Source organism: Paenibacillus sp. sgz302115, from assembly GCF_056120445.1.
This window is the reverse complement of the sequence record NZ_JBVYOK010000013.1, coordinates 136,269-150,861: the sequence shown is the minus strand read 5'-3', so window position 1 is coordinate 150,861 and position 14,593 is coordinate 136,269. Positions and strand designations below refer to the sequence as shown.

General features: G+C 47.7%; 12 protein-coding genes. 5 read left to right on the top strand and 7 right to left on the bottom strand.

Annotated elements, in window-relative coordinates:
* Positions 1-13: 13 nt before the first annotated feature.
* The 4 genes from AC0LWN_RS22180 to AC0LWN_RS22165 form a co-directional block, all read right to left on the bottom strand.
* Positions 14-1,471, bottom strand: a complete 1,458-nt coding sequence (locus AC0LWN_RS22180) for a glycoside hydrolase family 68 protein (RefSeq protein ID WP_474669148.1) — start codon at positions 1,469-1,471, stop codon at positions 14-16.
* 283 nt (positions 1,472-1,754) lie between these two features.
* Positions 1,755-2,606, bottom strand: a complete 852-nt coding sequence (locus tag AC0LWN_RS22175; RefSeq protein ID WP_474669146.1) for a PRD domain-containing protein — start codon at positions 2,604-2,606, stop codon at positions 1,755-1,757.
* Between the two features lie 9 nt (positions 2,607-2,615).
* Positions 2,616-4,127, bottom strand: coding sequence for a PTS transporter subunit EIIC (locus tag AC0LWN_RS22170; RefSeq protein ID WP_474669144.1), 1,512 nt, complete (start codon positions 4,125-4,127; stop codon positions 2,616-2,618).
* A gap of 651 nt (positions 4,128-4,778) precedes the next feature.
* Entirely contained in the window at positions 4,779-5,648 is an 870-nt protein-coding gene (locus AC0LWN_RS22165; protein ID WP_474669142.1) for a helix-turn-helix transcriptional regulator, read from the bottom strand.
* Positions 5,649-5,733: 85 nt separating this feature from the next.
* Here AC0LWN_RS22165 and AC0LWN_RS22160 point away from each other — a divergent pair, with 85 nt between their 5' ends.
* The gene (locus AC0LWN_RS22160) at positions 5,734-6,456 is read left to right on the top strand and encodes a DUF4386 domain-containing protein (RefSeq protein ID WP_474669140.1); all 723 of its coding nucleotides are present in this window, start codon (positions 5,734-5,736) and stop codon (positions 6,454-6,456) included.
* Positions 6,457-6,693: 237 nt separating this feature from the next.
* Here AC0LWN_RS22160 and AC0LWN_RS22155 read toward each other — a convergent pair whose 3' ends face one another.
* From AC0LWN_RS22155 to AC0LWN_RS22145, 3 genes are all read right to left on the bottom strand, one after another.
* Positions 6,694-7,677 carry an aldo/keto reductase gene (locus tag AC0LWN_RS22155; protein ID WP_474669137.1) on the bottom strand — a complete coding sequence of 328 codons (984 nt, stop codon included), beginning with the start codon at positions 7,675-7,677 and terminating at the stop codon, positions 6,694-6,696.
* 135 nt (positions 7,678-7,812) lie between these two features.
* Positions 7,813-8,727 carry an AraC family transcriptional regulator gene (locus AC0LWN_RS22150; protein ID WP_474669135.1) on the bottom strand — a complete coding sequence of 305 codons (915 nt, stop codon included), beginning with the start codon at positions 8,725-8,727 and terminating at the stop codon, positions 7,813-7,815.
* 363 nt (positions 8,728-9,090) lie between these two features.
* The gene (locus tag AC0LWN_RS22145; protein WP_474669133.1) at positions 9,091-9,561 is read right to left on the bottom strand and encodes a MarR family winged helix-turn-helix transcriptional regulator; all 471 of its coding nucleotides are present in this window, start codon (positions 9,559-9,561) and stop codon (positions 9,091-9,093) included.
* A 109-nt stretch (positions 9,562-9,670) separates the two neighbouring features.
* Between AC0LWN_RS22145 and AC0LWN_RS22140 the strand changes: the two genes are divergently transcribed.
* The 4 genes from AC0LWN_RS22140 (at position 9,671) to AC0LWN_RS22125 (ending at position 14,502) form a co-directional block, all read left to right on the top strand.
* Entirely contained in the window at positions 9,671-10,591 is a 921-nt protein-coding gene (locus tag AC0LWN_RS22140; protein WP_474669131.1) for an alpha/beta hydrolase family protein, read from the top strand.
* A 357-nt stretch (positions 10,592-10,948) separates the two neighbouring features.
* On the top strand, positions 10,949-11,329 hold the full coding sequence (locus AC0LWN_RS22135; RefSeq protein WP_474669129.1) for a hypothetical protein: 381 nt from the start codon (positions 10,949-10,951) through the stop codon (positions 11,327-11,329).
* Positions 11,330-11,772: 443 nt separating this feature from the next.
* Entirely contained in the window at positions 11,773-13,026 is a 1,254-nt protein-coding gene (locus AC0LWN_RS22130) for an acyltransferase family protein (RefSeq protein ID WP_474669127.1), read from the top strand.
* Between the two features lie 639 nt (positions 13,027-13,665).
* Positions 13,666-14,502 (top strand): alpha/beta fold hydrolase, encoded by an 837-nt coding sequence (locus AC0LWN_RS22125; protein WP_474669125.1) that lies wholly within the window; start codon positions 13,666-13,668, stop codon positions 14,500-14,502.
* Positions 14,503-14,593 lie beyond the last annotated feature (91 nt).

Genomic DNA, 14,593 nt, shown 5'->3' with positions numbered 1-14,593 from the left:
TTTGTTCAAGGGATCAGTTCATTGTCAATTGTCCTTGTTCAAGAATGCTGTCTTGGACAACCGAGGTTTTTGAGCCTTTAATGTTCACCAGGAAGCTTGGCGCGAAGGTGGAATGCTGGTCAGCGTACAAGCCCCGGTTAGTCATATAACTAGTGATGACCACATTGTCTCCTTTCGCTTGCGGGATTGCGAAGTGAGAGTAAGTCCAGGTAAGATCATTCGGATCAAGATCCATGTGCAGAACAAGTCCGCTGCCGTTCAGTGGTTTGTAAGGACCGGTCAATGAATTTGATACATAGCCCAGCATGTATACATCATTGGCGCCAATTCCATCAATAGTCATTTTGGAGCCTCGGGAATCCGTGAACAAATACCATTTGCCATTCATTTCAAAGACGTTCGCGCGTTCGATTTCATCTGTTACGGTATTGGAGGCGATGAGCGGCTTCATAACGGTTTTCAGTGTGTAGTCATCATTCAACTCGATAATACCCAGTGAGCCGTTCGCTAATGTCGCCAGAGATTTCTTGGGACCAAACAACAATTTATCTTTTTCAGCTTCGAAGAAGGGTTTGTTTCCTTCGTAGTAAGCTCTGTTATTTAGCGATTCTTCTCCCTGGTAACCCGTTTCCGTTCCGGTATTGGATTCGAAAACAAGGTATTTATGACCGTTGTCTTCAACGTAGTGAGGATCTCTTAATGTATGGTTATCCGCATAATCGCCTCCACCGAAGGCTTGATCCACATTCTGATAGGTCTTTCCGTCTCCGTCAAAGATTGATTTGAGGTCTTCCACACCATCCACCTTCAGTGTATCCGCATCCGGCTTCGATACATTCACCTGAGCGGTCGTCAAGGTTTGCTTGCCAAAAAATCCGTTCGCCGGATCCCAGCCTTGGCGGTTGGTATAGAACAAGCGGACTTTGCCATCCTTCGTCAAGGTTGCAGAACCGGACCATTCTTCTGCTTGATTATTAAGAATCGGATCGTTTGAAACGTATTTATCACTATCCTTAAATACTCTTCCGGCATTTTTCCAGCTATCCAGCGAGGTGTCGCCCACCTTTTGATAGAACATGTAAATGAATGTGTCCCATCCTCTTTTCGGATCTCCCGCCAAAGCAAAAACGATATGGTACCCGTTGTACTCAGCAACCGTTCCATCCGCGTTTTGGAGCGGCCAGCTGTCCCAGACATCAAGGTCGATAGGGTTGCCCCACTGGTCTGCACCCTGTGCAGAAGAGATGTTTTTGATTGTGGAAGCATTGAATGGAGGCACTTGGAATTGCTCGCTCATTTGTTGCTCTGGTATTTTTAGCATGTCAGAACGGGTGATGTGGGAAAAGCCGTAGCTTTCTTTGAAGTCTTTACTGTCTCCACCTTTTGCAAAAGCTGAAGCCCCGCCACCTGCAAGTAATGCTGTTGCAAAGGTTACTGCTGCTGTTTGTCTTACAATCTTTTTGATCTTCATATTTCCTGTCTCCTTTTCTGTTTCGGCTATGTCCTCTTAAAACAGAAAAAAGACCTAAAAATACCATTGGGGGACACTTAAAAAAGTATCGATTCCCAAATGGATTTTTAGGTCTTGCCTGCTTAACAGTAACAATCCCGACAATATTTTGCTGTCACGTTAATTCTATTATTTAATGACGGATAATCGCTATAGACTGAAATTCCTGTTTTTTTTAGGATGAAAGAGGTGTTTTTCGTTAGTTCATAGCATTATCAAGGGTCTATGGACCCGGAATGTCCGGTTACAATATATTCCCATTCTTCGACCGGATGCTGATCCGGTTGATTTCCATGGCGATAAATACCAGCTGGCTGTCGATGAGCACATAGTCATAATCTTCTTCCACCTGCTCCCCAACCTCTTTGGCTTGGGCGTATTCCTGGGAATAACGTTCCTTTGCAATTCGTACAATTTCCGGGTTCAGCTCACTAAGCAGCTTGCCGGTTTCGTCGGACCGCAGAATATTTTCAAGCTGGGTCACTAGACGCTCATAGTTGGCAGAACTTCGTTCCAGAATAATGCCAGCGGCCCGCTCCACGGCTTCGGCAATATCCCGCAGCATTGCCGCCATTTCGGCGGCAGTCCCGCGAGCACCAGCGTTTTTCCAGGCGGTATGGATATGCATGGCGATGTATCCCACCTCATCTTCAGGGATATCAACCTGCAATGCTTCGCGAATGATGCTCTTGGCATGAAGTCCAATCTTGAACTCTCTCGGAAATAAAATGCGGATTTCATCCAGCAGCGTGTTCTGGATCATCGTCCCCTTACGGATTCGCTCCAAAGCAAAGGAGAGATGATCCGTCAGTGCAATATGCACGCGTTCATTAAACGTTACTTCCAGCTCATGCTCCGCGTATGAAATAATTAGTTCTGATGCTGCAATCTCCTCTTCAGGTAATGTCCGCAGCATTTCCTGCAAATGGCCGTATTGCTCCGGGTCGTCCATAATGAACACTTTCTCGATCAGGGATGGATCAATAATATCGTTTTTCCGTTTTTGAAAAGCAATCCCGGAGCCCATGACAATCTTTTCCTCTCCGAGGTCGTTCACCACAACCGCGTTGTTGTTCAGAATTTTTTTGATTTTCATGTTGTTCTCCTATGCTCTTTCGTTCCTTAAGCCAGACGGCTCGTCAACACTAAGAATCCAGGTAATCATAAAAGCTGTTACTGCTGCCAGCAGAAATCCGATCATGTAATGGATAAGATTCATCTGTCCGAGCTGGACGATAAATGCGATCATTGGAATCCCGGTCAAACCGAATGAATCAGCTGCCACCTGATGAAAAGCTACATAAGCGCCTCCTGCAGCTCCTCCTGCCGCAGCGCCCAAGAAAGGGCGGCCAAGCTTCAGGTTAATTCCAAAGGTAACCGGTTCGGTGATCCCGAAAAAGGCAGTGATCGAGGCGGGCAGCGCTATTTTCCTCAATGCCTTGTCCCGGGTTCTGGCGTACACGGCCAGTCCGGCTGCACCTTGTGCGATATTGGCCATAGACCAGATAGGGAGCAGGAAATTGACGCTGATATCCGGATTGGTAATCAGTCCGATTTCAACAGCCTGAATCCCATGGTGCAGCCCGCTTACGACGATTGCGCTGTAGATTCCGCCAAGCAGCAGCCCGAAAACGGTACCGCCTTGTCTGAACGCAAGTTCCAGCATGCTGCTTAGAGCGCCGCCAAGCTGAGAAGTGAGCGGTCCAATGACCAGGATAGCAAAGGTGCCTCCAGTGGCAAGGCTTAGGAAGGGAATTAGCATCATTGAAGTCGACGACGGGAGAATCCGGCGAAGCCCCTTCTCGATTAGAGTCATCAGCAATACGGCAAGAATAGTAGGAATCACTACACCTTGATATCCGAACTGTGGTGCGAGCAATAGATCAGCCGAGCTTACCTGCGTTCCTCCGAATCCGGTAACCCGCAGCAGATCGGGTTGGGTCATGATAATGCCGATTGCAGCACCGAGCGGTGGGGTCCCTCCAAACCGCTTGGCGGTGTGGTAGCCAAACATCACGGCCATCAGCTGAAATGCCGATCGGGTCAATAGTGACAAGGTCCTGAACCAGATACTGTCCTGCGCTGCCCACCCGAAGACCTCTATCATACCGAGCAAACCGAGCAGGAGGCCGACCCCGACAAAAAGCGGAATCATGGGCACCACAATATCGGAGAAGAAGCTGACCGTATCGACAGCCTTTCTTAACAAAGAAAAAGGCGTCCTGACGGAACCGGCAGTGTACTTTTGGTTTGGTTGTTCTAATGACGGCATCGGCGGGAGTTCCACTTCCTGCTGCTGGACAGGCCCACCGTCTTGAAGGATACGGACAATCTGCCGGTGTACCTTGAAGACGTAGGCCGGTCCGAGTATGATTTGCAGCTGTTCGGACTGGAAAAATAGACCCTGAACCTCCGGCAAGCCAGACAGGCTGGCTTCATCCACTAGGGAGATGTCCCGGAGTCTAAGGCGAAGCCGGGTTGTGCAGTGAGTAGCTTCTGATATATTGCTGGCGCCACCCGCCAGCACAATCAGACGTACAGCCGATGCTTTTGCTGACCCGCGGTCCTCCCTTTCGGTCTGTTCATTCTGTTTCGGGGCAATATTTTCCCGGGGCATTGCAGCTCCTCCCAACCGTGGTGCATGTAGCGGCTATCATTTCGCGCGGCAAATAGACCTTTATAGAATCAAGCATCGTCCCTTCAATTCAAGAATGGGCCGAACATGACTCTTCTCAGGTCTTTGCCTGCCTCAAAAAGTAACAACTCCGTAATATCTGGCTGTTTATCCTATTGTGACAATGATCGTTTCCAAAATCAATGGTCAGGAATTACCACATTGTCGCGACATAAAGCAGGTATTCGGACTTAGTTATCAAAAGTTCACGCCAGCATTATGCAATAGAGCAGCCGTTCATCAATTGGTCGAAGGGCGAGCTGTTCTTTCGGTGCAAGCAGACGGATGCACACTCGGTTAAAGCTGTATAAGTTAGAGAGCGGCCTATTAATTTTGTTTAGGTAACAGAGCAACGCAATGATGAACAGACAGCGTGGGGAACTGTATCATTAAATCACTGATGGGCGGATTGCTCCTGTTAGTTAACAAGAAGTCAATCAGGGTGCATCTCGAGAGAGATGCATTTTTTCGTCCCTGATTACAGCAAGATGTGGAAAGCCGAGCAAAACCCGTTATGTTATTTTATTTGCAGAGAAGGAATGATCAAAGTCAAGCAAAGAAAGGAGCAGACAGAATGACAGGCGAGCCGCGAAATTACAAGTCAGAATCGGCAGGGAGTTTTTTGATAGGTGCATAGATATGGTAGGTTGAATCCAGATGGTGGACGTCATCAAAAGCTTGAATGAGTTCAATATCGGTTTCTGCCGTTTCCTGCCTGGAGATCTTTAAAAATCGGGCATAGTCGCTTTTCAGTACATCCCCAATGTCAAGTAGTTCACCGCAATAGTTGAACCTGGCACAAAAAATTTGCGGCACATCCACCGTGAAATAATAAGGTTTATCGATTTCAATGCTGCTTGGGATCCCAAACAGAACCTTAAACCGAGTTGAATCGGGTTGACAGTTTGAATAAATGACATAACAGGGACCATTTATAGTTTCATCAATGTGACTCAACAGCATTTCTGAATGTGCGCGAATCTTCTCCTTGTAATCATTATTGGCTAAATTCACTTCAAAGGCGATCCCGCTGATTCGGGTCTCCTTGAATTCGGTCAGGGTGAAATCCGTGACGATATCACCGTTAATGTTTTTTATGGGTCTTTTCACTACTGTAGGTATGGGGACCGGAGGGATAGTTGTGACTCCTGTTCTTAAAGAACTTGGAGCTACACCGTATTGTCGTTTGAAAGCACGAGTGAATGAGGCTTGCGTACCGAAGTTGAGCTGATATGCAATATTGGTTAGCGACCTGTTCTTGTCCTGAATAAAGGTTAAAGATGCATTCAATCTTCTGGATAGGATGTATTGGTTTAACGAACAGCCCATCATAGCAGAAAACAGCCGATGAAAATAGTATTTAGACATGTTGAAGGTATTGGCAACGGATTCTACGGTCAAGGATTGTTGCAAATGGCCCTCGATATGGATCAAAGCGCGTTCGATGACTTCGTTATGGTCCATAGTGACTCCTTATGTGAAGTGTTTGCAGGTAAGTATACCATACGTCCATCAGCAAATAAATTTATTATCTTAGGAGGCAAAAAAGATGACGCGAGACCGAAGGAATGCAAGGATACTGGGGATTTTTTATATTCTTGCCGCAGTGACGTCCATCATAGCGGTTGTTTTGTATGGACCGGTTTTGTCAGAACAATGGCAGATGGTCGTGGCAAATGGATCGGAAACGAAGGTGTTAATCGGTGTATTGAATGACCTCTTGCTTGTGGTAACGGCTGTTGGTACGGCAGTCATGCTGTTTCCCTACGTTCGGCATTGGAATGAGCATCTTGCATTAGGGTATCTTTGTTTTCGATTTATGGAAGCTGTTTTTATTGCGATAGGTCTCGTAAGCATATTGGGTTTGTTACAACTTAGTTCGTATTATGATACAACTAACTTAGCAAGTAAAACCAATTTTGAGCCCATAGGACTGTTGCTGCAGTCGATTTATCGCTGGACGGCTATGTTGGGTCCAAATTTCATGTTGGGCATAAATACTAGTCTGTATAGTTATTTGCTTTATCGAACAGGCTATGTGCCTAAACCGTTAGCGATTTTCGGAATGATTACAGCGGTTATGGTATTTTTAGCTGGTTTGCTGCAAATGTTCGGGATCATCGGACCCTATTCGGCGGTAAAAGGCTTGATGGCGCTTCCTGTGGGCGTTTACGAGATGAGCTTGGCAGCCTGGTTAATTGTGAAGGGATTTCATGGGGAGAACCTTGCTAAATTGAGGGCAAAAACAGCTTCTTCGTCTTTAGTAAAATAATCGAAAGTTCTTTGATCGGAAGACAAAATTGCCGTAATAGGGGATTTGGTGCTCTCAAAACATCACCCGATTTTGACTTATGCAAATCCTCAGGAATGGCTGAATATTTTGGAGCAGGTCGAAATTAACGAAGAGTATTCATAGCAGGGCTTGCCGAAAATCAAAAAGCCCCTACAGTGTTTTTGCTGTGAAAGGGGCTGGTTCAAAAACGGTCGGACGTCGAGTCATACTTAAGTTTTATTTGCTCATTTTGTTTGCTATCTCAGCCGGATAGCGATCGCCGGATATCTTGATTTTTGACAGCGCGATGTCCAATTGGCTTAGCTCTTCAGGGTTAAGCTTAACTTCGGCCGCTCCAAGATTCTCTTCCAACCGCTCCGATTTACTTGTGCCAGGAATCGGAACAATCCATGGTTTCTGAGCAAGCACCCAAGCCAATGCGACTTGAGCGGGCGTTGCCTCTTTCTCCGCGGCAAGGTTATTTATAAGTTCCACCAAAACCTGATTGGCTTCCCGATTCTCCGTGTTGAACCTAGGGGAAAAATTCCGGTTGTCAGAATGGTCGAACTTGGTATTTTTATCGATTGTACCTGTTAGAAAGCCTTTGCCAAGCGGGCTGAAGGAGACTAAGCCGATTCCAAGTTCCTCAAGGGCAGGCAGCAATTCCTCCTCAGGGCTGCGCCACATCATCGAGTATTCGCTTTGAATTGCGCTGAGGGGATGTACGGCATGGGCACGGCGAATCGTGTCCACATCTGCTTCTGAAAGTCCCCAATGTCTGATCTTGCCCTGCTTGATGAGATCCTGTATGACTCCGGCGACCTCTTCGATAGGGACATTCGGATCGACGCGATGTTGATAGTACAGGTCAATCGTATCGGCCTTAAGTCGCTTAAGAGAACCTTCAACCGACTGTCTGATCTTCTCCGGTTTGCTGTTAAGCACGGGCTTGCCGGTTTCCACTTCAACGCCAAACTTCGTTGCAATAACGATGTTCCCTTTAAACGGAGCAAGAGCTTCGCCAACCAACTCTTCATTTGTATAAGGGCCATACATTTCAGCGGTGTCAAAGAATGTGATGCCTTGATCAAAAGCTTTGTGAATTAGCGAAATCATTTCCTTCTTATCTGGAGCAGGGCCATAACCCATGCTCATTCCCATACAACCCAGCCCAATAGAAGAAACCTCTAAACCATTGCTCCCCAGGGTTCGCTTTAACAAGATAATCATCCTCTCTGGTAAGAACTTAATAGTTCGTTTTTCATCTCTAATTATGCAGCGAATGCATAAGCATCCGTTACCACAATCAAATCAAAAAGATGCCTAATCCTATCAGGATCAAGCATCCTCTCTTTGCTAATCCATTCCTTTAAGTCGTTTCATATCTTCTCTTGGCGGATATCCAAACATCCGGGAGTACTCGCGGCTAAATTGTGTCGGACTTTCATAGCCCACCTGAAATGCAGCATTTGCAACATCCGCTGACTCGGATATTAATAGGCGACGGGCTTCCTGAAGCCTCAGTTGCTTCTGGAATTGAATCGGGCTCATGGCGGTTATTTCTTTAAAATGTCTATAGAACGATGGAACGCTCATCCTGGCGATATCCGCCAGATCCTCAATGCGTAAAGCGTCCTGAAAATGTTTCAGAATGTGTTGGATTACATGTTTAATATGAAAGGCGGGACTCACATCCTTTGCAATTTGCCGTAATGAGTCCCCATGCTCACCGTGAAGCGTTTTGTATAAAATTTCTTTTATAAAAAGCGGGGCAAGGACAGCGATATCGGCCGGTTTTTCCAGTAGACGAACTAGCCTTACGACAGCATCTAACAAAGATACATCTAGCTGGGCAACATACATTCCGCTTCTGGATGTTCCACGTGATTTTATCTTGAGTTCATCATCGCTTAACAACTCTAGAATTTGAACGGGCGTAAAATCGATTTTACATGTCAAGCTGGGGAACTCAGCAGATGCTTCCAGCACTTCGCTGATAATCGGTAAATCCATAGATGCAACAAGGTATTTCGATGGACCAAACCTGAAGTGATTTCCACCAAATATTACTTTTTTCATGCCCTGAACAACGATACAGAGGGATGGGTTATAAAGTCCATATGGTGGCCCGGACACGGTGGAGTAATGCGATGTGGAATAACGCGAGAATGTGAGGGCTGGAATTTCAGTAAACTGAAAGCCGTCCCTGCCGGTATGACGTTCAATGCGTTCAGCAAGCTCTTTTTGTAGCTGATTGATTTGATCTGACATAAGCTCCTCCTATAACAATCCTTGTTCCTAACTCTAATGTATGTCGCTTTTTAGTGAAAGAGGGTTGGATAGGATTAGGCACCCATTTGAGACTATTAGGCAAGTGGTGTAGTTACCGACATCATGGTCAAATTGTTGAATTACAGGGCTTGGAAAGGCGTTTTGCCGGGCATGGGTTTGGTATGGTATGGGCCAGTCGGCGGAAAAGTCGGCGCAACGGGCTTCTGCGAGCTTTTGGGGTCATAGAACGATGTGATACCTGGAGGGGGACTTTTGCTTGCGGAAAGCCAAAGCCCCCTCCGCCGTTGTGGCGGAAGGGGCCTGTTCAATTAACGTTCAACTTATCTGCTTCAAAAAATGCGGTCATGGCGTCGAGGCATTACAAGACGCTGTAGGCCCTTTTTTTGTTCTTTCCGCCAGCTTCGTAATCGACTCAATGTCCAGATCGGTTAATTGATCCAGAAAATGTTTGCGTATGGCCATTGAGACGATGGGACGGGCACCATCTAATGCTGATTTTCCAATGGGAGTGATGCTGACTTGAACACCGCGATCTGCGTCTATTGGCTTCCTCATCACAAGCCTGCGTTTTTCCATCCGCGTCAGATGATGTGACAATCGGCTCTTATCCCAGTCCATGGATTCGGCCAGCTCCTGTTGGCGAAGGCTGCCGTCCCCCAGAAGGTCTAACCGATCCAATACCCCATAATCGCCCTCGGATAGTCCGGTGTGCTCGGACATCTCTTTAATTACGCGACCGAAGATGCTGTGAAAGGAGCCTTTCCACTTATACCATAATTGAATTTCTTCTTCGTTCAGTTTGCTCTTATCCATGGGAATATAATAGCATGGTTGACGTGTCAACTTCAATATGCTACATTTGCTTTAGGTTGACGTGTCAACCCGAGCTGATATTGAGAAGATCAAGAAAGGAACATCTATTATGAAAATGAACGTAAGTACGTCTACTCCAGTCATCTCGGTAAAGCCGGTAGTGCTGTCAGCCCCGGGCCGCGGTGAGGATTTGCAAGTGCGGGTCTCAGCGCCAGCGATGGGGGGGCAATTGCCTATTATTATTTTCTCGCATGGCTTTGGTAAGTCGTTGGACAGCTATGATCCGTTAGTCGACTACTGGACTGCTCACGGCTTCGTGGTCATTCAACCCACCCATCTCGACTCGAGGACGCTGAATCTTCCTCCTGACGATTCCCGTACACCATTGATCTGGCTTTTCCGTGTCGAGGACCTAAAGCTCGTCCTTGACCAACTTGATTTTATTGAAGCTTCCGTTCCGGGTCTAAGCGGACGTCTCGACCGAAGTCGTATCGCTGCAGCCGGACACTCGTGGGGAGGTCAAACGGTGAGCATGCTGCTCGGTGCGCGCGTTCTCGATGCCTACGGGGAACTGGGAGAGGACATGTCCGACTCGCGTATCAAGGCGGGCGTATTGCTTGCAACACCCGGACTGGGCGGGGCTGACTTGACTCCGTTCGCGGCAGAGCACTTCTCATTTATGAACCCGAGCTTCTCCGACATGAGAACGCCGACCCTGGTGGTGGTGGGGGATCATGACCAATCCCTGCTGTCTACTCGGGGACCGGACTGGTTCACCGACCCCTATTTCCTGAGTCCGGGCAGTAAGAGCCTGCTCACCCTCTTTGGGGCAGAACACACTCTTGGCGGAATTACCGGGTACAACATCGCGGAGACGACGGACGAGAACCCCGAACGAGTTGCTTTGCTCCGGCAACTCACGTGGTCTTACCTTCGCGATGTGCTTAATCTCGACGATTTCAGCTGGCTGGAAGCCCAGAAAGCTCTGGAGGAGGGCACCAATCCGTTAGGCCGCATCGAATCCAAGTAAGAACCTAAAAGGCGTATCAAAGCGAATCAAAGAAAGGGCCATCCCGCAAAAGGATGGCCCTAAAACTTGCCGTTACAGACAGCGCGTGAACCGTATCATAAGTAGCGGCAAGTTTCCGTCTTCTGTTGAACCAATAAGCATTATGCTACAAAATGATGATTACCTATAAGAGACTTTTGCCGGGCTCCGGTGGGTCTTTGGTATGGTCGAAAAAGCGGCCGGCTGAGACTATGCGACGATTATTGCTGATATGGTGGTTCGGGTGTGTCATGGCGGAAACGGCCGGGTAATAGAAATGAATAGAACTTTTGAATTGGCCGGATTCGGAATGGGGCTAAGGAAACGGAGGAACAGATCATGGCGGCACAGACAGTATCAGGAATCAGCCCAGTACAAGCCACTGCAGCTTACGGCGGCACAGAGAGCGATGTCAGTTCCCTGGAGGAGCAGCGAAACCGGCTGATGATTGAGCTGGACAAGGTGAATGCGGCGCAGGGTAGCGATATGCAGACTCCTTATCTCCGGGAGCAGCTGCAGCGGAAAATCCGGCTGCTGGAGACCCAACTGGTGCAGAAAAGCGGGAGCAGCACCCCGGTCAATTTTGTACCGGCTTCTCCGCTTCAAGACCATCTCCCGCTCTGGCGGACTGAAGGAAAGGGAGGCCTTAAAGGCATTAGTCTAACCGATCCCCGGACGGCGACGGTGAACTCGGAGGGCCATTTCGACGCGTTGATTTAGAGCAGAGAGCGAAGGTGCGGAAAACCCGGTAATGAACCGGCTTTTCCGTACCTTTTTGCTTTTAGAGGCGGCGGTGTATCAATTCTACTGTACTAAAAAAGAATTCCATTGATCTTCCGCCAAAGTCTGTATTAATAGCGCCTGATTCAATTAGCTTTACTTTGATTTATATATCGAGTCAATAGGTGAATGATACAATCTTGGAATTCGGTCTTTGAATTTTTTTGTACTGAATAATATGAGCGTTGAAGGATTTTTCTGTGATTTATTGAAAGATATAGTACCTGAAATCAATGTACAGCGCCATTGCGAATGGGAGTAGTGTACATACGGCTGCGGTGTTCCAGGCATCAGTTCCCCTGTTCAATTCGACGGCCCTTTCGTTGTCTACGCGGATGCTCATCCGTTCGGGAAATCATTTGGGAAAAGAGGGAATTGAGCTGATGTCAACGCTTCGGTTAGGCAGTACCCGATTAACAGGAGCAGATGGCGTTCGTGCTATGGCTTGCCTGTCCGTCATCCTGCATCATTTGTCACAACGGCTGGCGATGCCCGCACAAAAGCCTTGGCTTCAAGAATTGCAGTCGGTTTTCTTGCTTGGGAACAGCGGGGTGAGCTTGTTTTTCGTGTTAAGCGGGTTTTTGTTGTCGTTCCCCTTTTGGAGCGCTTACTTGGAAAATGAGCCGTATCCAAGTATCCGAACGTATGCAGTGCGTCGCGCTGCGAGAATTATGCCCGGCTTCTATGTTTCATTCCTGTTTTGTCTATTGCTCGTATGGAGGCTGGACATTCCTACGGAGTACTTGTGGCGGCGAATCCTAACGGGTTTCACGTTTACGGCGGGCTTCCACTATACAACGTTTTTTCCGTCCGACTTGAATGGGCCATTCTGGTCGATTAGCTTCGAGGTGTTTTGCTACATGCTTATGCCTTTGTTTATGGCTTTATTGTTTATGCTCAGCAAGCGGCGTTCGTTTGGAAAAGCGATCTTGTTCTGGGTCGTCGCGTTTGGATTGGTGCTTGTCGCCAACTCGCTCGTACATCAGTGGTTTACGCCTAGCGAGACGGGCCGGGGTTGGAGATTTGGTCAGCTTGGCGGTGCAAAATACTGGATGCCGAATTACAATCCGATCGGATTCTTCGGCCACTTCACCATCGGCATCCTGGCGGCGGGCGTTACGACCGCAATCATGCGGGGCGGCACGGCGATCGAGCGGTTGCGCAAGTTTGGGTTGTTCGATGCAATCGGGGCAGTTGCTTTGGGGCTTGCCGGCTTGCTGCTCTGGCGTATGCGCCACCGGGGCGAATTTGACTTCAGCTTTCAGCAGCAACCGTACTACTTCCCGGCTTATGCCATTTTGTTCGGAGTCGTGTTGTTGTCGGCACCGTTCAGCGTGATATTAGGGCGCTATCTTGATAACCGGTTTTTCCGATTTACCGCGAAAATTTCGTTCGGCCTGTATATTTGGCACTATTTGTTCATTACGTTAATCGAAAAGTACGGCATAAAGGATTATCACCAATCCGGGATTGAAGACGTGTGGCGATGGCTCGGCATCAGTGTATCCGTCGTCGTAATCTCGTATGCGGCGGCGGTGATCTCTTATTATGTCATAGAGCGGCCGTTCATCAATTGGTCGAAAGGCAAGCCGTTCTTTCGGCGCAAGACGGATGCACACTCGATTGAAGCCGCATAAGATACCGCGGTGACAATCCTTGAGGTATTCATATCCTGCTTCGTTTGTTGATTTTCAATCTATATACCTCCTAAAAAAGAAAATGACCCCTCGAAGGGGGTCTTGGTTCTACGGTTCTTGAGTGAACGCAAGTCATAAGTATTTTAAGACGATCTGGACGTCATGCATCGGCCAGCTTTCACGAAACAGCCGGCTGGTCTGCATAAATTCCTCAATCCTATAAGCTTGGGTAAACTTGGAGCAGCAGCTCTATTGACCAAGAAGCACCCACCTCTTAGGTGTGTGTAGTTCACATCATGGTACATGGAAAACGTCACTAAAGAGAGGGTAGGTTGATTTTTCGGTGAAATAGAACTTTAGTCATAAGAGTAATAGAGATTATAGTCAATTCATAGTAATCGACATAATAATCTATTTTTTTTTGGGCGTTGACAGCTAGATTATTAATTGGTATATTCCGGACGTTAAGAATTTTAACTAAATTCAACAGTGAAAGGGGAGGTCCATGAATACGGTGATCACCAAAATAATTCTTTTAATGGATAGAATATGATCAGAGAAAACGCTGTGTTAATAAAAAAACACTATTAGTGGAAGCATATGGAAGCGCCCAAAAACAAAAAACGGAGGGATATATAAATGGCAAAGGTTACGGTTGGACACGAGAATGGAATTGCAATCGAGCTTCATTATGAGGATGTCGGAGCGGGCAAGCCGGTTGTGTTGATCCATGGGTGGCCGCTCAGCGGAAGGTCCTGGGAGAAGCAAGTGCCTGCACTAGTGGAAGCCGGTTATCGAGTGATCACGTATGATCGTCGTGGATTCGGTCAGTCTTCCCAGCCGTGGAACGGATACGACTATGATACGTTCGCGGCGGATTTGCATAGGTTGATTTTGCACCTGGATCTTCACGATGTGACACTGGTCGGGTTCTCCATGGGCGGAGGCGAAGTAGCGCGTTACATTGGTACTTATGGAACGGAGCGGGTATCGAAAGCGGTGCTGGCCGGTGCTATCCCGCCGTACCTGTACAAATCATCGGATAACCCGGACGGCGGATTCGACGATGCGACTATTAAAGGATTTCAAGACGGGGTGAAGGCGGATCGTCTAGCGTTCCTAGATGAGTTCACAACCAATTTCTTCGCCTCTGGGGACAGAACCGACTTGGTAAACGAAGCGTTCCGCTTATACAATCGCGATATTGCGGCTTTTGCGTCGCCGAAAGGTACGCTTGATTGCATCTCGGCATTCAGCTATACCGATTTCCGTGGGGACCTTGAGAAATTTAAATTGCCAACGCTAATTCTCCATGGTGACGCCGATGCGATCGTTCCTGTCGAGATCAGTGGTCAAAAAGCGCATGAGCGGATCGCAGGCAGTCAGTTAGTCGTGATTGATGGCGGCCCCCACGGATTCAATGCTACCCACGCTAAGGAATTTAACCATGCATTGTTGCAATTCTTGAAAGGCTGATTATGAGGAAGAGCCACGCTTCACAGGAGGCGTGGCCCGAGTTTCTATAAAATTTACTCCAATGTCTATAATATTTGTTAAGTGTGGGGCG